Origin of the sequence: Marinobacter guineae (assembly GCF_002744735.1) — a bacterium.
In the GTDB taxonomy this organism is placed as follows: Bacteria; Pseudomonadota; Gammaproteobacteria; order Pseudomonadales; family Oleiphilaceae; genus Marinobacter; species Marinobacter guineae.
This window is the reverse complement of record NZ_KZ319341.1, coordinates 638,468-662,062: the sequence shown is the minus strand read 5'-3', so window position 1 is coordinate 662,062 and position 23,595 is coordinate 638,468. Positions and strand designations below refer to the sequence as shown.

Here is a 23,595-nt window from a genome sequence, read left to right as displayed (position 1 = left end):
GGCTGTAAAACAGCACGAAGGAGTAGGGGAAATGTTTGAACTCGTCGATAATGTCCAGCAAAACGCTGTCATTAAAGTCGTCGGTGTTGGCGGAGGTGGCGGCAACGCCGTGCGCCACATGCTCAACAGCGACATCGAAGGTGTGGAATTCATCTGCGCCAACACGGATGCCCAGGCGCTGACCGATATGGACGCGCGCCAGATCATTCAGCTCGGTGGCAACATCACCAAGGGGCTGGGTGCCGGCGCCAATCCGGAAGTGGGTCGCCAATCCGCCCTGGAAGATCGTGACCGAATTGCCGAAGCGATCAAGGGCGCCGATATGGTGTTCATCACCGCTGGCATGGGTGGTGGTACCGGTACCGGAGCGGCGCCGATTGTGGCGGAAGTGGCCCGTGAGCTTGGCATCCTTACCGTTGCCGTGGTTACCAAGCCGTTCCTGTTCGAGGGTGGCAAGCGCATGAGCGTTGCCGAATCCGGCCTGAGGGAGCTCGAGGAAAGCGTCGACTCCCTGATCACCATCCCCAACGAAAAGCTGCTGGCGGTGATGGGCAAGAAAACCAGTCTGCTGGATGCGTTTGCGGCGGCAAATGATGTGCTGCTGGGCGCGGTTCAGGGTATCGCGGATCTGATTACCCGCAACGGCATGATCAACGTCGACTTTGCCGATGTAAAAACGGTCATGTCCGAAATGGGTATGGCGATGATGGGTACCGCCCGGGCAACCGGCGAAAACCGCGCACGGGAAGCGGCCGAAGCGGCCATCCGAAGCCCGCTGCTGGAAGACATCAACCTGCAGGGAGCCAAGGGTATCCTGGTCAACATCACTGCCGGTATGGACCTGAACCTGGGCGAGTTCTCCGAGGTTGGCGACATAGTGCGTGAGTTCGCTTCCGACTCGGCTACCGTCGTTGTTGGTACCGTTATTGATCCGGAAATGACCGACGAACTGAAAGTGACGGTTGTTGCGACCGGGCTTGGCGGCGACCGCGAGAAGCCGACCAAGGTTGTGGACAATACCCGCACCCTGGATGGAAAAACCGATTACAACCAGCTGGACCGCCCCGCCGTTCTGCGTCGTCGGGCCGTTTCCCGTGGAAATGTGGCGATTGACCAGAGCAAAGAGAGCGAGGAGCAGGGAGTCGATTATCTCGATATTCCCGCATTCCTTCGCCGGCAGGCTGACTGATAATCTGTTGCAATTGTGATCCGGTTCCGGTCTGCGTACGAAAAAACGGAACCTCGAAGCCGGTAAATACGTGCGCTGAGTACCCTGGTCCGGCGCCAGATGAACGTTTGGCAAAGGCTGAGTGGTTAAATGGTATTCAGTCTTATTTTCTGGTATTCTCCGGGCAGAATTTTGCCTAGAATATCGCCTTTTTGTGACGGAATTATGTACCGATGATCAAACAACGGACACTCAAAAACACTATCCGTGCCACCGGCGTTGGCTTGCACTCGGGTGAGAAAGTATATCTGACCCTGAAGCCTGCCCCGGTGGACTCAGGCATCATTTTCCGCCGCTCTGATCTGGACCCGATGGTCGAGATCCGTGCCTGTGCGGAAAATGTGGGTGAGACCATGCTGTCCACGACGCTGGTTAAAGACGGTGTCCGTGTGGCGACTGTGGAGCATCTGCTCTCCGCCATGGCGGGTCTCGGTATTGACAACTGCTTTGTGGAGCTCAGTGCTGCAGAAGTGCCGATCATGGATGGCTCTGCCGGTCCCTTCGTGTTTCTGCTGCAATCTGCCGGCATTGCCGAGCAGGAGGCTGCAAAGCGCTTTATTCGCATCAAGCGTGAAGTGACCATTGAAGAGGGCGACAAGAAGGCGACCTTCCTGCCGTTCGAAGGCTTCAAGGTAAGCTTCGGGATTGATTTCGATCACCCGGTCTTCAAGGGGCGCGCCCAGACTGCCACGGTCGACTTTTCGAGCACGTCCTTCGTGAAGGAAGTCAGCCGCGCACGGACCTTTGGTTTCATGCGCGACATCGAGAAGCTGCGTGCCATGAACCTGGCGCTCGGCGGCAGCGTGGATAACGCCATCGTGGTTGATGACTACAAGATTCTGAACGAAGACGGTCTTCGTTATGACGACGAGTTCGTCAAGCACAAGGTGCTGGACGCGATTGGCGACCTGTATCTGCTGGGCAACAGCCTGATTGGTGAGTTCCGCGGCGTAAAGTCCGGTCACGACCTGAACAACAAGCTGCTGCGTAAGCTCCGGGCCGAGGAAGACGCGTGGGAAGTGGTTACGTTTGACGACGAAGCCACGGCGCCGATTTCCTACATGAAGCCCGCTCTGGCAGCCCAGGCTTAAAGCAGGACGCTTTAATCCCGGACGTGGCTTGCGAGTTTTTCGAGAACCTCGCGTAGTGCTTTATCCTTCGTGTGCCCGGCCTCCTCTTTGAGGAGCCGGGCATTTTCTTTGCTCAAGGGCGCTTTTTTAAACGCAGGCTTCTGTCGGAATCTGGGTGGCGCGACTTTAACCTTCAGCTTCCAGACAAACCGGAACAGCTCGTTCTCCCGAAGCTTTTCCATGATCTCGTGCTGCCGGAAGCGAATCTGGCTGGCCTTGCCGGCAGTTTCTGCAGAAAGAACCAGTTCACCTTCCTTACAGCTCACAAAGCGTGTGCCTTTGACCAGGTCTTCCGGAAGCGCGGCAAGAACCTGCTCCTCGGCCTGACGGTGAAGTTCGGCCCGTGCCACAAGGTCCTTGAGGACCGGCGTCTTGCCGAGCTTGTCGAAGGTCATTTTTTGCTCGCTTTTTCGTTTCATGTGCGCGTTTTTGCTCGACGGCTCTGATTACGATTGGTTACACTTCGGCACGGTTTATGCGTAGTGCCTGTATTACACTCGTTTTACATTGAGGTAAATGAGTATGTCTACCGGGCGCTGCAATTTTTCAGTATGTAGCTGTTGCCAAAGGATGGCAGACCCTCTCGGAAATTCCTCCGGGGCGCAACGCTACAGGATGCGGTTGCGGCTCAACAATGAAACCAGAAGATGATATGAACATTATTCTTGTTGGCAAACACCATGGTAAGTCCCGTGTGTTGGCGATCAATAATTCCCTTGTCGTCGGGCTGTTCTTTTGTGTGTTTTCCATGTTGGTAGCTGCCGGTTGGGCGGGCTACCAGTTCGCTGTGGAACGGGCGGAAACCCGAGAGCCCACAAATTCCGAGCTGGTCGCCGAGTGGCAGCGCAAGCTTGCTAAGCAGAAGTCTGAGCTGGCAGGTATCGAGGAAAACGTGCAGCAGCAAGTGGACGCGCTGACCCTGCGTCTGGGCGAGATCCAGGGGCGGCTGTTACGGCTGGATGCCCTGGGGCAGCGTTTTGTCGAGTCCGGCCTTGTTGCCAGTGATGAGTTCAATTTCGATCAGCCGGCTGCGGTTGGTGGGCCTGAAGACGTGTTGGCTGGCGATTCCTTCTCTGCCCCGGAACTTACCCGCATGATTGAGGAAATGGAGCGGAAGATTGAAGACCGTGAACAGCAATTGCGGTTACTTGATCAACTTGCCTCAAGCCAGAGGTTAGAGGATGAGCTTTACCTTGAGGGGCGTCCGATTACCTGGGGCTGGCTGTCCTCCCGCTACGGTTATCGCTCCGATCCGTTCACCGGTAAGCGCACGTGGCACGCTGGAGTCGACCTTGCTGGCAAGGATGGCAGCGACATTATTTCGGTTGCCGGTGGCGTGGTGACATACGCTGGAGAGCGTTACGGCTATGGCAATCTGGTTGAGATTGATCATGGCGACGGGCTTGTGTCCCGTTATGCTCATTGTAAAACCGTGAAGGTTCAGGTGGGTGATGTCGTCCAGAAGGGCCAGGTGGTGGCTTTGATGGGCAGCACGGGGCGCTCGACCGGCCCGCACGTGCATTTCGAGGTTATCCGTAACGGCAAGTCCGAAAACCCGGAAACCTATATCAAGCGCGCGAGTCGTTGATCCTGCCCTGGCTCGCCTGTACCTTCCAGTTTCGTTTCGCCGTTCAGCGGTAAGTCAGGTTATTTTCCGGAATCCGGTGCTTTGTCGAGGCGTAATCGTGCCTGTGTGAGCCCTGCCTTTTGTCCTGTTACAAAATAAGGTTAGAATGCCGGCTTCCTCCGTTTAATCAAAGAAGCAGTGGTCTATGTTCACAAAGCTTGCAACCAAGATGTTCGGCAGTAAAAACGCCAGAGAAATCAAGAGAATGCGCAAACCAGTCTTGCGCATTAATGAGCTTGAAGAGCAATATGGCAACCTGTCTGACTCCGAGTTGCAAGGCAAGACTTTGGAGTTCCGCCGGCGGATCGACGAGGGTGAATCCCTGGATGCCCTCTTGCCAGAAGCGTTTGCGACAGTACGGGAGGCGGGCCGCCGGGTTATGGGCATGCGTCATTACGACGTTCAGCTGATTGGTGCGATCACCCTGCACGAAGGCCGGATCGCGGAAATGAAAACCGGTGAAGGCAAGACTCTGGTTGCGACTGCTTCGGTCTATCTTAATGCGCTGTCCGGTAAGGGTGTCCATGTCGTTACTGTGAACGATTACCTGGCCCGTCGTGATGCGGACTGGATGGGCAAGATCTATCGCTTCCTGGGAATGCAGGTAGGGGTAGTGGCCTCCGGCCAGCCGCCGGAAGAGAAGCGGGCTGCCTATCAGGCGGACGTAACCTACGGCACGAATAACGAGTTCGGCTTCGACTATTTGCGCGACAACATGGCCTTCAGCACCGAAGACAAGGTTCAAAGGGGGCTGAATTACGCCATCGTGGATGAAGTGGATTCGATCCTGATCGATGAGGCCCGCACACCGCTGATCATTTCCGGTGCCGCTGAGGACAGCTCGAAGCTTTACCTGGCTGTAAACGAGCTGGTTCCCAGTCTCGAAGAGGGAGAGGTTAGCGAGGAAGGTGAGCCCAGTGGCGATTTCACAATAGATGAAAAGTCCCGCCAGGTTGAGCTTACCGAAGCCGGTCACGAGAAAGTCGAAGAGCTGTTACTGAGTCGCGGTCTGCTGAAGGAAGGTGAAAGCCTTTATTCCGCTGCCAACCTCAGCCTGCTGCATCATGTTCACTCGGCGCTGCGTGCCCACCACCTGTTCCAGAAAGATGTGGATTACATTGTCCAGGGTGACCAGGTGGTCATCGTGGATGAGCATACTGGCCGCACCATGCCGGGCCGGCGCTGGAGTGAGGGCCTGCATCAGGCGGTTGAGGCAAAAGAAGGGGTCAGGATCCAGGCTGAGAGCCAGACTCTGGCGTCCACCACGTTCCAGAACTATTTCCGGCTATACGACAAGCTGGCTGGCATGACCGGTACTGCCGATACCGAAGCGTTCGAATTCCGCCAGATTTACGGGCTTGATGTGGTCGTCATTCCGCCCAACAAGCCGATTCAGCGGATTGATTACAACGACCTGGTATATCTCACCCAGGAAGAGAAGTTCCACGCGATTATCGATGAGATTAAGGATGTCACCGCCGAGGGCCGCCCGATTCTGGTGGGCACAGCATCCATCGAGGCGTCCGAACTGCTGTCAATGCTGCTCAAGAAGTCGCGGATCGAGCACAAGATCCTGAACGCCAAGCAACACGAATCCGAAGCCCACATTATTGCCCAGGCGGGCCGCCCGGGCGCTGTTACCATCGCCACCAACATGGCCGGTCGTGGTACGGACATCGTGCTGGGTGGTAACTGGGAGCACGAAGTAGCTGCTATGGACAATCCTTCAGAAGAAGAGGTTGCCCGGATCAAGGCGGAGTGGACGGAGCGTCATAATCAGGTTCTTGAAGCCGGTGGCCTGCACATTGTTGGTACCGAGCGTCACGAGTCCCGCCGGATTGATAACCAGTTGCGAGGCCGTGCCGGACGCCAGGGCGATCCCGGTTCTTCCAGGTTCTTCCTGTCGCTGGAAGACAACCTCATGCGTATCTTCGCGCCTGACCGGGTCAAGAGCCTGATGCAGGCCATGGGTATGAAAAAGGGGGAGGCCATTGAGCACCGGATGGTCACCAACGCCATCGAGAAGTCCCAGCGCAAGGTGGAAGGGCGCAACTTTGATATGCGTAAAACGCTGCTGGAATACGATGACGTCGCAAACGACCAGCGTACGGTTATCTACGAGCAGCGCAATGAAGTCATGTCCTCCGAGGATATCTCGGATATGGTCAAGACCATCCGTGAAGATGTTGTTGACTCGCTGATCAGCGAGTACATCCCGCACCAGAGCATGCCGGAACAATGGGATGTTGCAGGGCTGGAATCCCAGCTGCAGTCGGAGATGGCGATCGACTTGCCGATCCAGAAGTGGCTGGAAGAAGACAGCAAACTGTATGAAGAGAACCTGCGTCAGAAAATTCTGGACGAGATCGTCACTGCGTATGAAGCCAAGGAGGAGATTGCCGGCTCCGAGGCCATGCGCAAGTTCGAGAAGCAGGTCTTCCTGCAGGTGCTTGATACCCTCTGGAAAGAGCATCTTTCCAATATGGATCACCTGCGCCGGGGTATCCACTTGCGCGGCTATGCTCAGAAGAACCCCAAGCAGGAGTATAAGCGCGAGGCGTTCAACCTGTTTGAAACCATGCTCGACACCATGAAACGGGATGTGACCCGTGTGCTCTGCCACGTGCGCGTTCAGAGCCGGGAAGAGATGGAAGAAGTAGAGCGCCGTCGCAAGCAGGAGCTGGAGCAGGAGTTGGCCCGCGCCCGCCTTCGTCATGATGAAACCAGTGCTACCGCCCAGAGCCAGGGTGAGGGCGACGAGGAAGGTGCCCGGCAGTCGACGCCTGACACCTTTGTACGCCAGGAGCGCAAGGTGGGTCGAAATGAGCCCTGTCCCTGCGGGTCCGGCAAGAAGTACAAGCAATGCTGTGGCAAGGTCAGCTGATTCAGTAAACTGACCGGGAGTCCGGAACCCGCAATCGGCCAGCAAGAACTGGCGGGCTGCGGGTTTTTTCGTTTTGAGTTGGCCGTAGGGTCTCTTGTGGGTTTAAAGACAGAGGAGTGACAGAATGGCGGTAGGTCCGGGAACCTTACCTGAGTTTTATCCGGTGGCCGGAGTCCGGCTTGGCATTGCCAGTGCCGGTATCAAGAAGCCGGGGCGAAAGGATGTGGTTTTGTTTGAGCTGGCCCCGGAAAGCCGCGTTGCCGGTATCTTCACCAAAAACCAGTTCTGTGCCGCACCGGTCACGCTGAGCCGCAGGCACCTGGCGGTGGCGTCGCCCCGGTACCTGCTGATCAATACGGGTAATGCCAATGCCGGAACCGGCGAACGGGGTATGCAGGATGCTATTGCCTGTTGTCAGGCCCTGGCAGGTGAAGCTGGCGTCAGTGAGTCTGAGATCCTGCCTTTTTCCACGGGTGTCATTGGCGAGCCGCTGCCGGTTCAGAAGATTGTCGGCGCGCTTCCCGAAGCTCTTGCAAGTGCGGCCGAAGACCGCTGGGCTGAGGCCGCCAGTGGCATTATGACGACAGACACCAGGCCCAAGGGCGCGTCCTGTCAGGTCGAGCTGGGTGGCCACACGGTGACCATCTCCGGCATCAGCAAGGGCGCTGGTATGATTCGCCCCAATATGGCAACGATGCTTGGCTTTATTGCCACCGACGCCCGAATTGCGCCGGAGCTTCTGCAAACTCTCGCCTCTGAGTTGGGAGAGAAGACCTTCAATCGCATTACCATCGATGGCGACACTTCCACCAACGACGCCTGCATGCTGATTGCCAGTGGCCAGTACGGTGGCCCGGAAATTACCGAATCCAGCCCATCGCTGGCTAAGCTCAGGGAGGCTCTTCAGAAGGTGTATCTGGAGCTGGCGCATGCCATCGTCCGTGATGGCGAAGGCGCCACCAAGTTCGTCACCATTGACGTCAGTGGTGCGGCCAGTCAGCAGGAAGCGCTGGATGTGGCCTATACCGTTGCCCATTCGCCACTGGTGAAAACCGCCTTGTATGCCTCAGACCCTAACTGGGGACGGATTCTGGCGGCGGTGGGGCGCGCTGGCGTTGAAGGTCTGGATCTCAATGCCCTGGAAATCTACCTCGGGGACGTCTGTCTGGTGCGAAATGGTGGCCGGGCAGACGATTATTCGGAAGCCCGGGGCCAGGCGGTGATGGACCGGGAAGAGATCACCATTGCCATTGATCTCAAGCGGGGTGAAGTGCGGGAAACCGTTTGGACTTGCGACTTCTCACACGATTACGTCACCATCAACGCCGAGTACCGCAGCTGAGCATGACAGTCCGGGAAGCCCAGGTGAAAGAAATCCACGTTGCCGTGGCGGTTATTATCCGCGATGAGCGGGTGCTCATTGCCCGGCGGCCAGACCATGTGCATCAGGGCGGCTTGCTTGAGTTCCCCGGTGGCAAGGTGGAGCCGGGCGAAAGTGTTCAGGCGGCTCTGGTGCGTGAGATCGCTGAGGAAACGGGCCTGAAGGTACCTGAGGCCTCTCTGGAGCCGGTAATAGGTATCCGCCATGACTATGGCGATAAGCGGGTTTTCCTCGATGTGTGGGCGACCAGAGCCGCTGAAGGCGAGCCTGAGGGCTGTGAGGGCCAGCCGGTGGAATGGCTTGACCCTGACCGGCTCCGGGATCAGGATTTCCCGGCTGCCAACCGGCCTATTATCCGGGCGTTGCGGTTGCCAGCACAGCTGGCGATTACCGGAACGGCAGCCAGTGCTGGAGAGACCATCGAGCGTCTTCGGTCCGGGTTGGCTGGTGCCTCGCAGGCACTGGTGGTGCTCCGTGCCCCGGCTATGACCGGGCCGGATTATCGTCAGCTTGCGGCAGCGGCCGTTCCGGTTTGCGAAGCGGCAGGCGCCGGGCTGATCGTGCACGGTGCCCCAGAGGTTTTTTACGGCACGCCTGGTGCCTGTGGTCTGCACCTGCCCTGGCGGGAAGCGGCCAAACAGGCGGAGAGGCCGATTCCGGTGAGTGCGTGGCTGGGTGTTTCCTGCCATGACGCGACGGAGATTGACCAGGCCGTCGCCATTGGCGCGGACTACGTTACGCTCGGGCCCGTCAAACCAACCCTAAGCCATCCCGAAGAGCCGACCATGGGCTGGGAGGCGTTTGGTACCCTGGTGTCCGGCGCGCCGGTTCCGGTCTTTGGCCTTGGCGGACTCACCCTTGCGGATCTTCCCGAGGCCCGGCAACAGGGTGGGCAGGGGATCGCCGGTATCAGCTTCTGGTGGCCGGAAAACTGACGGTTATCAGCGGCCTCTGCGCCCATCTCTGTTATGCTGATAAGCCTGTATTTTTGTTATCTGGCACAACCAATTCCAGGAGATTCTGTGAGCAAACTGACCCATCTTGATGACAAGGGCGAAGCCCGTATGGTGGATGTGACCGATAAGGCCGCCACCGAACGGGAGGCCCGCGCCGAGGCAACCATTCGAATGGCGCCGGAGACCCTGAACATGATTGTGGATGGTGAGCACCCCAAGGGCGATGTCCTGGCCGTGGCCCGTATTGCCGGGATCATGGCAGCGAAGACAACTCACGACCTGATTCCCCTGTGTCACGCCCTCAATCTCACCTCGGTCAAGGTAGAGCTGACGCCTGGCGAAGATGGTGCTTCGGTCCACATTCTTACCCGCTGCAAGCTGTCCGGCCCGACCGGTGTCGAGATGGAAGCGCTAACCGCTGCGAGCGTCGCAGCATTGACCCTGTACGATATGTGTAAGGCTGTCGACCGGGGCATGGAAATCGGTTCTGTCCGCCTGCTGGAGAAGAAAGGTGGCCGGAGTGGTCACTGGGTGGCCGACAAGTCCTGATCTGGCCGGTCGTCGCGCTCGTAAGTGTTCGGTACTGAGCACATACCGGAGGAGCTACAGTGTCGAGACTACGCCAAGCAGGCGGGCCCGTGATAGAATGCGCGGCCCCAATGACTGAACCACGAGGAACCACTGTGGCTGTTCGTTACATCCAGACCTGCCGGTTGCCGACCCCGTTCGGGGTGTTTGACATGCATGGCTTCGAAGAACCGGACACCGGAAAGGAGCACGTTGCCCTGACTCTGGGCGATCTGGACAGTGACGAACCCATGCTTGCCCGCACTCACTCCGAGTGCCTTACCGGTGATGCTCTCTACAGCATGCGTTGCGACTGTGGCTATCAGCTCGAGGAAGCCCTGCGCAGTATTGCCCGTGAAGGTCGCGGCATCCTGATGTATCTGCGCCAGGAGGGCCGGGGCATCGGGCTTCTGAACAAGATTCGCGCCTATCACCTGCAGGATCAGGGTGCCGACACGGTAGAGGCCAATGAGCGCCTGGGATTTGCCGCCGATCTGCGTGATTACAGCATGTGCAAGGACATGCTGGAGCATCTGGGTATCAAGAGCCTGCGACTGATGACCAACAACCCGAGAAAGGTGAAGGCCCTCTCGTCTTACGGCATCGAGATTGTCGAGCGGATGCCTCTCCACGTTGGTCGTAACCCTCACAACGAGCATTACCTCAATACCAAGCAGAGCAAGCTTGGGCACTGGCTGGAAACGCACCAGGACGACGACCCCGAGGCGTGAACCAGAATTTAAAAAGCCCGCGACAGTCGCGGGCTTTTTTGCGTTTCAGGCACCAGGGTTTGTTTATTTGACGACTTTCAGATTCTGGTGCCGAAGGGTTTCTATTCGCGCGGCAATTGACGCTTCGATTCCTGCAGCGTCCAGACCGCAATCCGCCAGCAATTCGCCATGCTTGCCGTGGTCCATGAAGGTGTCTGGCAGCCCCAGTTGCAGCATCGGCATGGATACCTGATGGCGGTTCAGGAATTCGGTGACAGCACTGCCGGCACCCCCGGCAACGGCGTTTTCTTCCAGGGTCACCAGCAGCTCGTGCTGTTCGGCAAGTTCCAGCACCAGTTCCTCGTCGAGGGGTTTGACGAAACGCATATCTGCCACAGTCGCTCCCAGTGCTTCGGCGGCCTCCAGGGCAGGTGCCAGCAGGGTGCCGAAGTTGAGAATGGCCACCCCTTTGCCAGCACGCACAGTCCGGCCCTTGCCGATTTCCATTGGTGTCAGCGCCTGCCGGATCTCGGCGCCCGGCCCGGTTCCCCTCGGGTAACGAACCGAAGCAGGGCCCTCATACAACATGCCAGTCTGCAGCATCTGACGGGTTTCGTTTTCATCGGACGGGGTCATCACCACCATATTCGGTATGCATCGCAGGTAGCTGATATCGAAGGCCCCGGCGTGGGTGGGGCCGTCCTCGCCCACCAGGCCAGCGCGATCGATGGCAAACAGCACATCCAGATTCTGGATGGCAACATCGTGGATCAGCTGGTCGTAGGCGCGCTGCAGGAAGGTGGAGTAGATTGCAACCACCGGCTTTGCGCCATCACAGGCCAGGCCGGCCGCGAGGGTGACGGCGTGCTGTTCGGCAATCGCAACATCGAAATAGCGATCCGGGAACCGCTGTGAGAAGGCCAGCAGGTCGGAGCCTTCACACATGGCCGGGGTGATGCCGACCACCCGTTCATCCTGCTCCGCCGAATCATACAGCCACTGGCCGAAGACGTTGGCGTACTTGGGCTTCGCGGGCTTTGGTTTGATCGGCTCGGGTTTGCTTGGCGGCACAGGGTCGATCTTGTTGATGGCGTGATACCCAATCGGGTCGGCCTCTGCCGGCGCAAAGCCTTTGCCTTTGGTAGTCACCACATGCAGGAACTGCGGGCCTTCAAGCTCTCGGATGTTTTCCAGGGTTTCAACCAGCAGAGGCAGGTCATGGCCATCAATGGGCCCGATGTAATTGAATCCCAGCTCTTCAAACAAGGTGCCTGGCGCAATCATGCCCTTGAAATGCTCTTCAGTCTTTTTCGCAAGGGCCATCAGGTGCGGTGCGCCCTGAAGGACTTTCTTGCTGCTGTCGCGAACCTGGTTATAGGTACGGCTGGACAGCAGCTTGGCAAAGTAGTTGGACAGCCCCCCGACGTTATGGGAAATCGACATGTCATTGTCGTTCAGAATCACCAGCATGTCGGCGTGCAGGTGGCCGGCATGATTCAGAGCCTCGAATGCCATGCCGGCGGTCATGGCGCCGTCGCCGATCACCGCAATGCTTTTCCGGCCGGTTCGTTGCAGGCGGGCGGCAATGGCCATGCCCAAGGCGGCGCTGATGGATGTGCTGGAGTGGCCTACGCCGAAGGTGTCGTATTCACTTTCGGCCCGTTTGGGAAAGCCGGCAAGCCCTCCCTTGCGCCGGATGCTGCCCATAGCCTCCCGCCGTCCGGTCAGAATCTTGTGGGGGTAAGCCTGGTGACCGACATCCCAGACCAGACGGTCAGTGGGAGTGTTGAAGACATAGTGAAGGGCAACGGTAAGTTCGAGCACGCCGAGACCTGCCCCGAAATGGCCTCCGGTCTGGCCCACAGACCACAACAGGAACGCTCTGAGTTCACGGGCCAGCTGGGTCAGCTGTTCCGGAGCCAGCTCGCGCAGCTGGGCCGGTGCATCAACCCGGTCCAGCAGCGGAGTATTGGGCCGCTGTGACGGGATTTCCTTGAAAATATAAGTATCCTGCATCTGCTCGGGTCTTTTCCGGTACGTTCGATAACTGACTGGCATTATAAGGGAACAGGGGAGCCCGTTTCATACAAGCCAGGCCAGTTGTTACGAAAATATTTAAGGCCAGTGTGCGCCTTCGGGGCACGGGGATTCAATGGGTTCTTGCCACCACGTAATCGGCCATTGCCCGCAACGGGTCTGCTTCGGGACCGAACTCCCGGAGGCTTTGCTGCGCGGTCTCAAGCAGATCCGCCAGATGCTCTCTGGCACCGGCGACGCCAAGCAGGGCGGGGTAGGTGGGTTTGGACCGGGCGGCGTCCGAGCCCTGGGGTTTGCCAATCACTTCGGTGTCCCCTTCGATGTCCAGCAAGTCATCCTGGACCTGGAAAGCCAGGCCAAGGGCCTTGGCATAGCGGGTCAGCGACGCCAGTGCCTGTTTGCTGACCGAGGGCGCGGTGATCGCGCCAATCCGGACGCTGGCTTCGATCAATGCGCCGGTTTTGTGACGGTGCATGGTCTCCAGCTGGCTCAGCGCGAGGGTTTTGCCGACGGATTCAAGATCGATTGCCTGACCACCGACCATGCCCCTGTGGCCGCTGGCGCCAGCGAGTTCCTGCACCATGGCCAGGCGCGCCGACTCAGACAACCCCGGAGCCTCTGCCAGCCAGCCAAACGCCAGCGCCTGGAGGGCATCCCCGGCCAGAATGGCGGTCGCTTCATCAAAGGCGATGTGGGTGGTGGGGCGCCCACGCCGGAGTTCGTCGTCATCCATGGCGGGAAGGTCATCGTGAATCAATGAATAGGCATGGACCAGTTCCACCGCACAGGCGGGAATCAGGGCCTGGTCACCGGACTGGCCCAGAGCCCTGGCGGCGGCCAGGCACAGGGCGGGTCGGATTCGTTTACCGCCGCCCAGAACGCTGTAACGCATGGCTTCCTGCAGGCGCCCTGATGCCGAATCCTGTTCAATGCACCGGTCCAGTTCCGCGTCTACGCGGGCCCGGCAGGTTTCGAGAAAGTCCACTGCAAGCTGGTTTTGTCCGGTCATCAGTCTGCGTCGTCCGGAGAAAACGGACGGGTTTCCAGGGTGCCATCGCTGTTCTGAACCAGCTGCTCGACGCGCTGCTCGGCACTTTTCAGGGCCTGCTGACATTCACGGGTCAGTTTGACGCCGCGTTCAAAGGCTGTCAGAGACTGCTCGAGAGACAGCTCCCCCTGTTCCAGATCGCGAACCAGCTTTTCCAGTTCATCAAGGGATTTTTCAAAATCAGCTATAGATGTGGCGCCTTGTTCACCGGCCATCAGGGGCCCTCCGATCGGGTGGCGGAATTTCGCGAATTATACCAGAGCTTGCTCGCTACCGCTGCCAGTGGAAGTGACGGCGTTCACCGGTTTCGGCATCCGGTCCCCAGCTCTGTTCGGTAACGTGAATTTCTCCGGTGTCGGAAACGCTGATCACAGTCGTCGCCCGGGTGCCGTAGTCTGAGCCGACAATGAAGGGAGACGAGAGAAATCGTTCGGTGTCAATCCCCACTCCGGTGTCGGGCAACAACCGGTCAGGGGCCGGAGTGGTGTCCTGGAGCAGGGTGACGAGCTCATCGTGCAGGGCACCCGCATCGACTCCGGCTGCGACAACGGCATCACCAGCGGCCTGTCGCAGGCGCAGCAGTTTGGGCCAGGGGGTTTGCAGGAGATGGTTGCTGAGTCCATAAACGCCGCGGTGGATATGCCGGCCGGGGTGAGCGTCCCGGTTACTGAAGTACCAGCCGTCCCGGGCGGTCACGTGTACGAGGTTGAAGCCGGAGTAGTGGTCGGCATTATCGAGCAGGTAGCCTTCAAGCTCGCTCCGCGACTCTGTGAGTGCCCGCAAGGGCAGTTCACCCCGGCTGATACGGCCGGTTTCCGAAGTGCCTTCCCGCACGTTGGTAACGGCGCTGACATCACCTTCCGCTGAGATTGCAAGCCAGGTACCCCAGGACTGGAGATCTCTGCCGGCCAGCACCCGGGTGCCTGTATCAGTGGTCCACCAGTCCATGGCGGCGGTGGGGCGACGGAAAAATTCATCCCGGTTTGCCGCGACAACCAGTGGGAAATGAGGGTTCTGGCCAAGGCTAAAGGCGATCAGGCACATGGTTGAGGGTGGGCTCCCGGAGTTAATGAAGTTGACTCTTGCGCTGTGTATCATACCAGCCTTGGTTTTTCCGGGTGTGTGACAAACTATGACCCTGATTTATGTAATTGCATCATATCTGGCCCTCGGCGCCCTTGCCGGCACCGTCGCGGGTCTGTTTGGCATTGGCGGTGGGCTGATCATTGTCCCGGTACTGATTTTCAGTTTCGGCCTCCAGGGCATCAGCCCGGAGATTGCTCCCCACCTGGCGGTGGGTACCTCACTGGCAACCATTGTGTTCACGTCGGTCAGTTCCATCCGTTCCCACCACAAGCATGGTGCTGTGCGCTGGGATCTGTTCATGCCGATGATGGTGGGCATCATTGTCGGAGCCCTGATTGGCGCATGGACAGCGTCGTTGATGAGTGGCCCGGCCCTTGAGCTGGTCATTGGCGTTTTTGTCACGCTCGTCGCCGTCAAGATGTTGTTTGATGTGAGCCCCAAACCCGGCCGGGATGTTCCGGGCCTCGCGGGGTTGGGTGTGGCCGGCGGAGGCATCGGCTGGGCCTCGGCCATCTTCGGGATTGGTGGTGGCACAGTTACCGTTCCCTACCTGAGCTGGTGCAACGTTCGCATGCAACAGGCTGTGGGTACATCCGCCGCCTGCGGCCTGCCTATTGCCATTGCCGGTGCGCTCGGCAACATCTGGACCGGCTGGCAGAATCCAGCTCTGCCGGAACTGAGTGTCGGTTTCGTCCATCTGCCCGCGCTGATCGGTATTATCCTCACCAGCATTTTCTTTGCCCGGATAGGGGCCAACCTGGCCCATCGGCTGAACCCCCGGGTTCTCAAGCGTATTTTTTCCATCATGCTTTTGCTGGTGGGTCTCCGTTTTTTCCTGAGTTGAGAGGTTATCGATGCTGCAACACCCCCAGATTGATCCGGTGGCCATTGCCATTGGCCCCCTCAAGATCCACTGGTACGGCCTGACCTATCTGGTGGGCTTTGTCGCCGGCTGGTGGCTCGGCCGGATCCGCACTCGCAAGCCCTGGTCTCCTATCAACGAAGAACAAATGGGAGATCTGCTGTTTTACCTTGCACTGGGCGTCATTCTTGGCGGTCGCCTGGGTTATGTGCTGTTTTACAATTTTGATGCTTTTCTGGCAGACCCGCTCTGGCTACTGCGAGTCTGGGAAGGTGGTATGTCCTTCCATGGCGGTTTGTTGGGCGTTATGTTTGCCATGTGGTGGTACGGGCGAAAGGTTGGTTCCGGCTTCTGGCGTCTGGCCGATTTTGTCGCACCACTGGTGCCGGTGGGGCTTGGCGCCGGCCGGATAGGAAACTTTATTAACGGCGAGTTGTGGGGCAAACCCACGGACGTTGCCTGGGGCATGGTGTTCCGCACCGCACCGGATTCCCTGGCCCGTCACCCCTCCCAGCTCTACCAGTTTGCCCTGGAAGGCGTTGCTCTGTTTGTCATCCTGTGGTGGTTCTCCTCTCGGCAACGGCCCAGAATGGCGGTGTCGGGCCTGTTCCTGATCTGCTACGGCGTTTTCCGCTTCGTGGTGGAATTTGTGCGCCAGCCAGACCCACAACTGGGTTACCTGGCCTTTGACTGGCTCACCATGGGGCAGGTACTTTCCTTCCCGATGATTATTGCAGGCGCTGCCCTTATGTTTATTGCCTATCGGAGAAAAGCCGAATGAAAGTCTACCTCGACCTGATGCAAGACGTTGTCGACAAAGGATTTAACAAAGGTGACCGTACCGGTGTGGGCACCCGGTCGGTCTTCGGCCGCCAGATACGGTTCAATCTTCAGGACGGCTTTCCCCTGGTAACCACCAAGAAAGTCCACCTGCGCAGCATTATCTATGAACTGCTCTGGTTCCTCCGGGGCTCCACCGACAACACCTGGCTGAAAGAACGCAAGGTATCCATCTGGAATGAATGGGCACTGGAGAACGGCGAGCTTGGCCCCATCTATGGCAAACAATGGCGTAGCTGGGAGTGCCCGAATGGCGAGGTAGTCGACCAGATCAGCGAGGTGATCGAACAGATTCGCAACAAACCGAATTCGCGCCGCCTGATTGTCTCCGCCTGGAACCCGGCGGAGCTCCCGGACGAGTCCATCGGTCCCCAGGATAACGTTCGCGAGGGCCGTATGGCTCTGGCGCCCTGCCACTGTCTGTTCCAGTTCTACGTGGCTGACGGCAAACTCTCGTGCCAGCTTTACCAGCGCAGCGCGGACCTGTTCCTGGGGGTGCCGTTCAATATCGCGTCCTATGCCCTGCTGACTCACATGATCGCTCAGCAGTGTGATCTGGAAGTGGGTGAGTTCGTCCACACATTCGGCGACTGCCATCTGTATCAGAACCACCTGACTGAGGACATTGTCTTCGAGCAACTGAAGCGGGAGCCAAAGGCTTTGCCGAGTCTGGTCATCAAGCGTAAGCCGGCGAGTATCTTCGAGTACGAGCTGGAGGACTTCGAGTTTGAGGGGTATGACCCTTTTCCCGGGATTAAAGCTCCTATCGCGATTTGACTCTCTGTCCGGGTTGGCGGTCCGCTCGATTTTGAGGTGGCAAGTCAGCGGGTGGGGCGTTCCGAAAAACGCTGTGAATACGTCCGTGTACGCTTGGCTCCGCCATCCCTGGCTCCGCACATTTTCGGAACGCCCCACCCGCTGACCTGCGGTCTCGCTGAAGAGATCGAGGATCGAAAAGTTCTAAGCGTTCTGTGGTCAGCGGCGCGATATAAGGTTGCCCGGAAAATTTGAAACTGATGAACCGGCCAATCTGGCTGAGTTGTCGAATCGCAAGAGGGCGGGGTTACCTCTCCAAAAATGTGCGGAGCCAGGGATGGCGGAGCCCAAGCCGCGCAAGGATGCCTTGAGGCGTTTTTTGGAGAGGTAACCCCGCCCTCTTGCAGCCCCCAAGTCATCGGGCCCCGAGTCTGAACGTCCAAATCTGAGGACTGGATATGAGAAAAGCCCTGATAGTAGCCATGTCCCGAAACCGGGTCATAGGCCGGAACAACAATCTGCCGTGGTACCTGCCGGGCGATCTCCGTTACTTCAAGCAGGCCACCATGGGTAAGCCCATTATCATGGGACGGAAAACCTGGGACTCCATTGGCCGGCCGTTACCGGGACGGATGAACGTGGTAATTTCCAGGAACGAAAACTGGGAAGCGCCAGCGGGCACCGTTGCGGCCAAGTCACTGCAGGAAGCGTTGGTGAAAGCCGAGGCTCAGGCCGAGCTCGAAGGCGGAGACGAAGTGATGATAATCGGTGGCGGGCAGATCTATGCTGAGGCGCTGCCGATGGTCGACCGGATGTACGTTACCCAGGTGCACGCTGAGGTGGATGGGGATGCATTCTTTCCGGAAGTAAACTGGGATGAGTGGGAAGAAATCGGACGGGAGGATTTCTCCGCGTCCGATAACAACCCTTACGACTACAGCTTCGTGGTCTATCAGCGCTTGGCGTCTGCCTGACGGGGCGGACGCTTGCCTGCGGGCTTGCCGCCTTTACCAGGTGGCTTGCCCTTCGGTCCGGGGCCGCCACGGCCCTTGGGGCCTTTCTTGAAGCCGGGCTTGTATCCCGGCTTTCCGCCCGGACGACCACCCTGGCGCTCTCGACGCGGCGGGGCGTTGGCTGAAATCTCCGGCAAAGCCTCTGGTTGCTCCAGCGGCAGCGAGCCCGGCTGGGATGCTTCCAGCCAGCAGGCCAGAGCACCGGCTACCATTGCCGTGTCCATCTCATTGCGCTCGGCAATCTCATCCAGCAGTGCCATCGCTTTGGCCAGCTTGCCATCCTCGGCAAAACCCAACAGCTGCGTTTCGAACTGCTCCTCGCGCATTTTTTTCAGTTCAACCGGCGAAGGCAGCTGATAGGCTTGCATGGGCGAGTTGGTGGCGCGCTCCAGGGTGCGCAGCCAGCTGCGTTCCCGGGGCGTGACCAGCAGGATTGCCTTGCCTTCCCGTCCGGCTCGCCCGGTACGGCCGGTGCGGTGGATGTAGGCTTCGGTATCGTAGGGCACATCGTAGTTGATTACGTGGGTGATCCTGGGCACATCCAGACCGCGAGCGGCAACGTCTGTGGCAACGATAATGTCCTTTTTTCCGCTCTTCAGGTCTTCAACGGTCTGCTCACGCTGGCGCTGGTTCAGATCGCCATTGAGCGGCGCTACCGCGTGGCCACGGGCGGAGAGTTTCTCTGCCAGCAGCGTGGTTTCCGCCTTGGTACGCACGAAGATGATGGCGCCATCGAATGGTTCTACTTCAAGAATCCGGGTCAGGGCGTCCAGCTTGCGTTCGGCGTATACCGGCAGAACGAACTGGGAAATACGCTCAACCGTGCGGGTTTCGCTCTCGATGCGAACCTCGACGGCATCCCTCAGGTAGGTATTGGCAACCTTTTTGATCTGTGGCGGCATGGTGGCGGAGAACAGGGCGCGCTGACAGTTCTGCGGCGTTTTCGCCAGAATTGCTTCTACGTCATCGATAAAGCCCATGCGCAGCATTTCGTCCGCTTCATCCAGAACCAGTGCCTTCAGACCGTCCAGCTTCAGGGTGCCCTTGCGCAGGTGGTCAAGCATACGGCCCGGTGTGCCCACGATAACCTGGGCGCCACGGCGAAGGCCCTTGATCTGGGGGAAGAAATCCTGGCCGCCATAAATCGGCAGAACATGGAAATTACGGAACTTGCTGGCGTAGGTGGTAAACGCTTCGGCCACCTGGATGGCCAGTTCGCGCGTAGGCGCCAGGACCAGAATCTGGGGGTCGGTTACAGAGGCGTCAATCCGGCTCAGCAGAGGCAGTGCAAAGGCCGCGGTTTTACCGGTACCTGTCTGGGCTACGCCCAGCAGATGCTTGCCGGCAAGCAGCGCAGGGATGGTCTGGGCCTGGATCGGCGTCGGGGTTTCATAGCCAACGGCGGATACAGCTTCAAGTACGGCTGGATCAAGCCCCAGTTCGGCAAAAGACAATTCAGACATTGATTCACTCGGAATTCGGGAGGTAGAGCATTGCCGGGCAATGCGTAATGTGCACATATTATAGCGGTTTTTTTGTTGCATTAATACGCAAAATATTGCCGGGTCTGTAGGTAGTTGCCGGCAAGCTCCCATTGCTTTGCCGTCCGTTCTTGGGCAGTCTTCGAAACTACCCCGATAGGTTGCTAACAGGAACGTAGAATGACCTTTGATGAATTACTCCGCGCGGCTCATACCAGTCAGGATCTGGTCATGCCCGATAGCTGGTCCCAGGGCAGGGCTACTTTCGGTGGTCTGACCGCGGCGCTGATATTTGAGCGCATGCAGCACCTGGTGGCTGAAGGCAGGGCCATGCGCTCGATGCAGGTGTCTTTTGTAGGTCCGGTGGAGCCGGAGGTGACCGCCAGCTTTGAAGCCGGCATTCTCCGGGAGGGCAAGGCTGTCAGCCAGGTGCAGGGTCGCATTGTCCAGAACGATGAACCCCGGTTGATGTGCCTGGCCAGCTTTGGCGGCGACCGGGATTCGGAGGTGCAGGTAGATGCACTGCCTGCACCGGAAGTGACGCCGGTGAGCCAGTGCCAGGGGCTGGATTATATCGAGGGGGTGACACCGGAATTCATTCGGCAGATCGAGATGCGCTGGGCCTTCGGCAATTTGCCGTTCAGTGGCAAGGGTGGCCGGGAGCTCGGCGGCTGGATGCAGTTCAGGAAAACTCCTGAAACCTTTTCGGATGCCCACATCATTGCGCTGGTGGACGCCTGGCCACCTGCGGTCCTGCCTTACGTGAAGCAGCGCGTAAGAGCCAGCTCCCTGAGCTGGGCGCTTGATATCGTCCACCCCCGACCGGTAATGGAGCCGGGTGACTGGCTGCTGTACAAGGCGTCAATTGATCAGGCCGGCGCCGGATACGGTCATACCCAGGCCGGAATCTGGACGGCTCGCGGAGAACTGGTCGCCCTGAGCCGGCAGACGGTAACGGTATTCGGTTAGTGGGAAGTGGCGGCTCAGGCCGCCATTTCTGATTTCACGGCGTCGATGATGATGCGCGCGAAATCTGCTGGCGAGTCTTCCTGAAGGAAGTGCCCTCCACGTAGGGTAATGTGGGGCTGGCCGTGGGCCCCGGGAATGCGGCGCTGCATGTGCCGGTCGCCGCCGCGGGTGATCGGGTCGCCGCTACTGAAGCAGGTGATGAACGGTTTTTTCCATTTCTCCAGAACCTGCCAGGCGGCTTTGTTGGCTTCGCTGTCCAGAGTCCCCGGTTCTGTTGGCACCAGCTTGGGGAAAGCCCTTGCGCCAGCTTTGAAATCCGCGGACGGGAACGGCGCCTCGTAGGCGGCAAGTTCTGCCTTGCTCAGGGTTCGTTCAGTACCCAGTTGGACAATCCGCCCGATCGGGAACCAGGGGCTGTGGGTGGCAAACGTCTTCCAGACTGAAAACACCGCAGGCACCCGGGCTTCTCCCGTCGGCAACATGCCGTTACCGACAATGATTCGGCTGAATCGCTGCGGATGTTTGGCAGCCAGTCGCAACCCCAACAGTGAGCCCCAGTTCTGGCATACCAGGGTAATATCGGTAAGGTTAAGGTGCTCCAGCCAGTTGGCCAGCCAGGCCAGGTGGCGGCTATAGCTGTAATCCTCGACCGAGTCGGGCTTGTCTGACTTGCCGAAGCCAATCAGGTCCGGCGCCAGCACCCGGTGGCCGGCGTCAGCCACGAGAGGAATCATATGCCGGTAGAGGTAAGACCAGGATGGCTCGCCGTGCAGCATCAGTACCGGGGAGCCATTGCGTGGGCCATCGTCAACGTAGTGCATCCGGAGACCGGGCTCTACGTCCAGATAGTTTGGAGCAAAAGGGTAGTCCGGAAGGCCTGCGAAGCGGGCTTCATCGGTTCTCAGAATACGCATGCCATCGACTGTCCTGACTGATTGGTTGCGTGATTGCCGGGAGCCATCTGGCGGTCAGACCTCCCTAATACAATCGTCGAATGTCAGGATAAATCAGATGGAAATTTTGTGTGTTTGAGTTGCGTAACAGAGCGTTGCCGGTTTGAATCAGGAGGCAATCCCAAACAGGCGTTCCGGGTTTTCAACGCGAGCCAGGGCCTGGTCGCAGCAGTTGACCGCGCCACAGTCATCAGCAGAGCAGAGGCCGATTGTCTTGCACTCCATGTCCTGATGCTGGCTGCCTTTGTTCCGGAAAATACGGGTACGGGAAAGAATGGACCGGCAGTGGCCGCACAGCAGGGTAGGGACCGCGCTGCCCTCAGCGAGAATGGCGGTATAATGGTGTTGTTCAGTCATAAATATCCTCCTGATACTGCCCAACATATGGGCCAAGTATGACAGTTCAAAGTCCTGTCGCCGGATTTGTACGGCTTATTTGTCCGGATCGACCAGTGGTTTACGGTTGGAGCGCTTGTCTTCCCAGTCGAGCTCCTTGGGGTTGTACCAGCCGATGGCGCTCAGCACTCTCTCCCGTGTCTGAGGTGACAGTGTGGGCCAGAGCTCCTGGAAGTCCTCAAGCCCCAGCTCCCGCTGTTTCTGCTGCTTGCTCTGCAGGCGATTGATGATCCGGGGCAGTTGCAGCGCCTCGCCCAGCTGCCCGGGTACCATCACGTCCTGGCCCATCACCTTGCGCCGGTGAGTCCGAGCGGCCAGTACCTTGCGCAACTGCGTAGCAGCTTCCAGGGCGGTTTCTGTGGTAAAGGTTTCCAGTTCCAACAACACGACCTGTTTAGTGGTTGATCAATAACCGTCCACTATAACCCGAAGATGACTACAGTGGCCACGCCAGCGTGGTAGGCTAGAATTGCTTGCCATAAGTCAGAACCATTTCCGGGGAACAGACAGAACTATGTACGCGAAACTTGAAACACGGACTTTCCTTGCTTTGTTGGTGGGGGTCTCTCTGGCTTTCGTGTTTCTTATGAAACCCTTCTTCGGCCCCATATTCTGGGCCGTTGCGATTGCCCTGATTTTTCATCCAGTGCAGGAGATTCTGGTCCGAAAACTGGGCGACCGCCCGAACCTGAATGCTCTGATCACTCTCTTTATCTGCATGTTTATTGTTGTCATACCGGTGCTGGTTCTCGTTACGTCCCTGGTTGCTGAGGGGGTAGCGCTTTACCAGCAGATCCAGAGCGGTGAGCTGCGGCCGGGGGAGTATATAGATCAGGTCAATCAGTCTTTCCCGGCAATTCAGGCTTTTCTGTCCCAATTCGACATCAACTTTAGTGAATGGCGGGATCGACTCGTCAATGCATTCGTTGGTGGCAGCCAATTCCTTGCAAAACAGGCGTTCGGACTTGGCCAGAACACCTTCCAGTTCTTCCTTGGACTGGCCTTGATGGTTTATCTGGCATTTTTTCTTCTGCGTGATGGAAGGGCGCTGGTGGAACTGATGATCCGGGCCTTGCCACTCGGAGATGAGCGGGAAAGGCTGCTGTTTGCCAAATTTGCAGAAGTTACTCGGGCCACGGTGAAGGGCAACCTGTTGATTGCCATCATCCAGGGCGCGCTCGGCGGGCTGATTTTCTGGATACTGGGCATCACCGGCGCCTTGCTTTGGGGGGTGGTGATGGCAATCATGTCTCTTTTACCTGCGGTTGGGGCTGCCCTGGTCTGGGTGCCGGCGGCCATTTACCTGGCGGCGGTGGGTGATCTGGTCGAAGCGACGGTATTGACGGTATTTGGTGTGGTAGTGATTGGCCTGGCGGATAATCTGCTTCGACCAATTCTGGTCGGGCGGGACACCAAACTGCCTGACTACATCGTGCTGCTTTCGACCCTGGGTGGGATTGTGATGTTCGGTATCAATGGTTTCGTGATGGGCCCCCTGGTGGCCGCACTGTTCATGGCGTTTTGGGGTATTTTTATCCGCGAGTTCAGTGAGGAAGCCGATCTGGCGCAGTCGGCGGCCGAAGCCGTCAAACCTGGCCGGAGCACAGATTCCGAGTCTGATGTCCGGTAAGGCGACATGCGACAAAAGTATGGTAGTCTCTAAAATGTTTG

At 58.4% G+C, this 23,595-nt stretch carries 23 protein-coding genes; 14 read left to right on the top strand and 9 right to left on the bottom strand.

Annotation, left to right across the window (positions count from 1 at the left end):
* Window positions 1–31 precede the first annotated feature (31 nt).
* On the top strand, window positions 32–1,189 hold the full coding sequence (gene ftsZ / locus CLH62_RS17435) for a cell division protein FtsZ (RefSeq protein WP_099619446.1): 1,158 nt from the start codon (window positions 32–34) through the stop codon (window positions 1,187–1,189).
* A gap of 212 nt (window positions 1,190–1,401) precedes the next feature.
* The gene (gene lpxC / locus CLH62_RS17430; RefSeq protein ID WP_099619445.1) at window positions 1,402–2,319 is read left to right on the top strand and encodes a UDP-3-O-acyl-N-acetylglucosamine deacetylase; all 918 of its coding nucleotides are present in this window, start codon (window positions 1,402–1,404) and stop codon (window positions 2,317–2,319) included.
* 11 nt (window positions 2,320–2,330) lie between these two features.
* On the opposite strand, the gene CLH62_RS17425 is transcribed toward lpxC, so the two are convergent.
* Window positions 2,331–2,777 carry a DciA family protein gene (locus CLH62_RS17425; RefSeq protein WP_099619444.1) on the bottom strand — a complete coding sequence of 149 codons (447 nt, stop codon included), beginning with the start codon at window positions 2,775–2,777 and terminating at the stop codon, window positions 2,331–2,333.
* Window positions 2,778–2,992: 215 nt separating this feature from the next.
* On the opposite strand from CLH62_RS17425, the gene CLH62_RS17420 reads away from it, so the two are divergent.
* From CLH62_RS17420 to ribA, 6 genes are all read left to right on the top strand, one after another.
* Window positions 2,993–3,946, top strand: a complete 954-nt coding sequence (locus CLH62_RS17420) for a M23 family metallopeptidase (protein WP_099619443.1) — start codon at window positions 2,993–2,995, stop codon at window positions 3,944–3,946.
* Window positions 3,947–4,130: 184 nt separating this feature from the next.
* Entirely contained in the window at window positions 4,131–6,869 is a 2,739-nt protein-coding gene (gene secA / locus CLH62_RS17415; RefSeq protein WP_099619442.1) for a preprotein translocase subunit SecA, read from the top strand.
* Window positions 6,870–6,993: 124 nt separating this feature from the next.
* Window positions 6,994–8,211 (top strand): bifunctional glutamate N-acetyltransferase/amino-acid acetyltransferase ArgJ, encoded by a 1,218-nt coding sequence (gene argJ, locus CLH62_RS17410; RefSeq protein ID WP_099619441.1) that lies wholly within the window; start codon window positions 6,994–6,996, stop codon window positions 8,209–8,211.
* A 2-nt stretch (window positions 8,212–8,213) separates the two neighbouring features.
* Window positions 8,214–9,185 carry a Nudix family hydrolase gene (locus CLH62_RS17405; RefSeq protein ID WP_099619440.1) on the top strand — a complete coding sequence of 324 codons (972 nt, stop codon included), beginning with the start codon at window positions 8,214–8,216 and terminating at the stop codon, window positions 9,183–9,185.
* 87 nt (window positions 9,186–9,272) lie between these two features.
* Window positions 9,273–9,755: a cyclic pyranopterin monophosphate synthase MoaC gene (gene moaC, locus CLH62_RS17400; protein WP_099619439.1), complete on the top strand. Its 483-nt coding sequence runs from the start codon at window positions 9,273–9,275 to the stop codon at window positions 9,753–9,755.
* 110 nt (window positions 9,756–9,865) lie between these two features.
* Window positions 9,866–10,504, top strand: a complete 639-nt coding sequence (gene ribA, locus CLH62_RS17395; protein WP_407657787.1) for a GTP cyclohydrolase II — start codon at window positions 9,866–9,868, stop codon at window positions 10,502–10,504.
* Window positions 10,505–10,567: 63 nt separating this feature from the next.
* Here the strand turns inward: ribA and dxs are convergent, their stop codons facing one another.
* The 4 genes from dxs to CLH62_RS17375 form a co-directional block, all read right to left on the bottom strand.
* On the bottom strand, window positions 10,568–12,499 hold the full coding sequence (gene dxs / locus CLH62_RS17390) for a 1-deoxy-D-xylulose-5-phosphate synthase (RefSeq protein WP_099619437.1): 1,932 nt from the start codon (window positions 12,497–12,499) through the stop codon (window positions 10,568–10,570).
* A gap of 133 nt (window positions 12,500–12,632) precedes the next feature.
* Entirely contained in the window at window positions 12,633–13,529 is an 897-nt protein-coding gene (gene ispA, locus CLH62_RS17385; protein WP_099619436.1) for a (2E,6E)-farnesyl diphosphate synthase, read from the bottom strand.
* Entirely contained in the window at window positions 13,529–13,783 is a 255-nt protein-coding gene (locus tag CLH62_RS17380) for an exodeoxyribonuclease VII small subunit (RefSeq protein ID WP_008176478.1), read from the bottom strand. Before CLH62_RS17380 ends, ispA begins: the two co-directional genes overlap by 1 nt.
* 55 nt (window positions 13,784–13,838) lie before the next feature.
* Window positions 13,839–14,612, bottom strand: a complete 774-nt coding sequence (locus CLH62_RS17375; RefSeq protein ID WP_099619435.1) for an NRDE family protein — start codon at window positions 14,610–14,612, stop codon at window positions 13,839–13,841.
* 88 nt (window positions 14,613–14,700) lie between these two features.
* Between CLH62_RS17375 and CLH62_RS17370 the strand changes: the two genes are divergently transcribed.
* The 4 genes from CLH62_RS17370 (at window position 14,701) to CLH62_RS17355 (ending at window position 18,086) form a co-directional block, all read left to right on the top strand.
* Complete coding sequence (locus CLH62_RS17370) at window positions 14,701–15,498, top strand: sulfite exporter TauE/SafE family protein (protein ID WP_099619434.1); 798 nt, start codon at window positions 14,701–14,703, stop codon at window positions 15,496–15,498.
* Window positions 15,499–15,508: 10 nt separating this feature from the next.
* A complete protein-coding gene (lgt, locus tag CLH62_RS17365) occupies window positions 15,509–16,297 on the top strand; it encodes a prolipoprotein diacylglyceryl transferase (protein WP_099619433.1) in 789 nt (262 codons plus the stop codon).
* Entirely contained in the window at window positions 16,294–17,133 is an 840-nt protein-coding gene (locus CLH62_RS17360) for a thymidylate synthase (RefSeq protein ID WP_099619432.1), read from the top strand. The genes lgt and CLH62_RS17360 overlap by 4 nt, the downstream gene beginning before the upstream one ends.
* A gap of 437 nt (window positions 17,134–17,570) precedes the next feature.
* Entirely contained in the window at window positions 17,571–18,086 is a 516-nt protein-coding gene (locus CLH62_RS17355) for a dihydrofolate reductase (RefSeq protein ID WP_099619431.1), read from the top strand.
* On the opposite strand, the gene CLH62_RS17350 is transcribed toward CLH62_RS17355, so the two are convergent.
* Window positions 18,065–19,588, bottom strand: coding sequence for a DEAD/DEAH box helicase (locus CLH62_RS17350; protein ID WP_099619430.1), 1,524 nt, complete (start codon window positions 19,586–19,588; stop codon window positions 18,065–18,067). The two genes, CLH62_RS17355 and CLH62_RS17350, sit on opposite strands and share 22 nt — an antisense overlap.
* 198 nt (window positions 19,589–19,786) lie before the next feature.
* Between CLH62_RS17350 and CLH62_RS17345 the strand changes: the two genes are divergently transcribed.
* Complete coding sequence (locus CLH62_RS17345) at window positions 19,787–20,575, top strand: acyl-CoA thioesterase (protein WP_099619429.1); 789 nt, start codon at window positions 19,787–19,789, stop codon at window positions 20,573–20,575.
* A 14-nt stretch (window positions 20,576–20,589) separates the two neighbouring features.
* Here the strand turns inward: CLH62_RS17345 and CLH62_RS17340 are convergent, their stop codons facing one another.
* The 3 genes from CLH62_RS17340 to CLH62_RS17330 all read right to left on the bottom strand — a co-directional run bounded on the left by CLH62_RS17340 (window position 20,590) and on the right by CLH62_RS17330 (window position 22,311).
* Entirely contained in the window at window positions 20,590–21,489 is a 900-nt protein-coding gene (locus CLH62_RS17340; RefSeq protein WP_099619428.1) for a haloalkane dehalogenase, read from the bottom strand.
* 147 nt (window positions 21,490–21,636) lie between these two features.
* Window positions 21,637–21,885 carry a hypothetical protein gene (locus tag CLH62_RS17335; RefSeq protein WP_099619427.1) on the bottom strand — a complete coding sequence of 83 codons (249 nt, stop codon included), beginning with the start codon at window positions 21,883–21,885 and terminating at the stop codon, window positions 21,637–21,639.
* 75 nt (window positions 21,886–21,960) lie between these two features.
* Window positions 21,961–22,311: a hypothetical protein gene (locus CLH62_RS17330; RefSeq protein ID WP_099619426.1), complete on the bottom strand. Its 351-nt coding sequence runs from the start codon at window positions 22,309–22,311 to the stop codon at window positions 21,961–21,963.
* Window positions 22,312–22,438: 127 nt separating this feature from the next.
* Between CLH62_RS17330 and CLH62_RS17325 the strand changes: the two genes are divergently transcribed.
* Window positions 22,439–23,554: an AI-2E family transporter gene (locus tag CLH62_RS17325; protein ID WP_099619425.1), complete on the top strand. Its 1,116-nt coding sequence runs from the start codon at window positions 22,439–22,441 to the stop codon at window positions 23,552–23,554.
* Window positions 23,555–23,595: the final 41 nt, after the last annotated feature.

What these genes read in the sequence shown, in the direction of transcription:
- ftsZ (WP_099619446.1), top strand. Translation starts at nt 32, where the DNA reads ATGTTTGAACTCGTCGATAATGTCCAGCAAAACGCTGTCATTAAAGTC.
- lpxC (WP_099619445.1), top strand. Translation starts at nt 1,402, where the DNA reads ATGATCAAACAACGGACACTCAAAAACACTATCCGTGCCACCGGCGTT.
- CLH62_RS17425 (WP_099619444.1), bottom strand. Translation starts at nt 2,777, where the DNA reads ATGAAACGAAAAAGCGAGCAAAAAATGACCTTCGACAAGCTCGGCAAG.
- CLH62_RS17420 (WP_099619443.1), top strand. Translation starts at nt 2,993, where the DNA reads ATGAAACCAGAAGATGATATGAACATTATTCTTGTTGGCAAACACCAT.
- secA (WP_099619442.1), top strand. Translation starts at nt 4,131, where the DNA reads ATGTTCACAAAGCTTGCAACCAAGATGTTCGGCAGTAAAAACGCCAGA.
- argJ (WP_099619441.1), top strand. Translation starts at nt 6,994, where the DNA reads ATGGCGGTAGGTCCGGGAACCTTACCTGAGTTTTATCCGGTGGCCGGA.
- CLH62_RS17405 (WP_099619440.1), top strand. Translation starts at nt 8,214, where the DNA reads ATGACAGTCCGGGAAGCCCAGGTGAAAGAAATCCACGTTGCCGTGGCG.
- ribA (WP_407657787.1), top strand. Translation starts at nt 9,866, where the DNA reads ATGACTGAACCACGAGGAACCACTGTGGCTGTTCGTTACATCCAGACC.
- dxs (WP_099619437.1), bottom strand. Translation starts at nt 12,499, where the DNA reads ATGCAGGATACTTATATTTTCAAGGAAATCCCGTCACAGCGGCCCAAT.
- ispA (WP_099619436.1), bottom strand. Translation starts at nt 13,529, where the DNA reads ATGACCGGACAAAACCAGCTTGCAGTGGACTTTCTCGAAACCTGCCGG.
- CLH62_RS17380 (WP_008176478.1), bottom strand. Translation starts at nt 13,783, where the DNA reads ATGGCCGGTGAACAAGGCGCCACATCTATAGCTGATTTTGAAAAATCC.
- CLH62_RS17375 (WP_099619435.1), bottom strand. Translation starts at nt 14,612, where the DNA reads ATGTGCCTGATCGCCTTTAGCCTTGGCCAGAACCCTCATTTCCCACTG.
- CLH62_RS17370 (WP_099619434.1), top strand. Translation starts at nt 14,701, where the DNA reads ATGACCCTGATTTATGTAATTGCATCATATCTGGCCCTCGGCGCCCTT.
- lgt (WP_099619433.1), top strand. Translation starts at nt 15,509, where the DNA reads ATGCTGCAACACCCCCAGATTGATCCGGTGGCCATTGCCATTGGCCCC.
- CLH62_RS17360 (WP_099619432.1), top strand. Translation starts at nt 16,294, where the DNA reads ATGAAAGTCTACCTCGACCTGATGCAAGACGTTGTCGACAAAGGATTT.
- CLH62_RS17355 (WP_099619431.1), top strand. Translation starts at nt 17,571, where the DNA reads ATGAGAAAAGCCCTGATAGTAGCCATGTCCCGAAACCGGGTCATAGGC.
- CLH62_RS17350 (WP_099619430.1), bottom strand. Translation starts at nt 19,588, where the DNA reads ATGTCTGAATTGTCTTTTGCCGAACTGGGGCTTGATCCAGCCGTACTT.
- CLH62_RS17345 (WP_099619429.1), top strand. Translation starts at nt 19,787, where the DNA reads ATGACCTTTGATGAATTACTCCGCGCGGCTCATACCAGTCAGGATCTG.
- CLH62_RS17340 (WP_099619428.1), bottom strand. Translation starts at nt 21,489, where the DNA reads ATGCGTATTCTGAGAACCGATGAAGCCCGCTTCGCAGGCCTTCCGGAC.
- CLH62_RS17335 (WP_099619427.1), bottom strand. Translation starts at nt 21,885, where the DNA reads ATGACTGAACAACACCATTATACCGCCATTCTCGCTGAGGGCAGCGCG.
- CLH62_RS17325 (WP_099619425.1), top strand. Translation starts at nt 22,439, where the DNA reads ATGTACGCGAAACTTGAAACACGGACTTTCCTTGCTTTGTTGGTGGGG.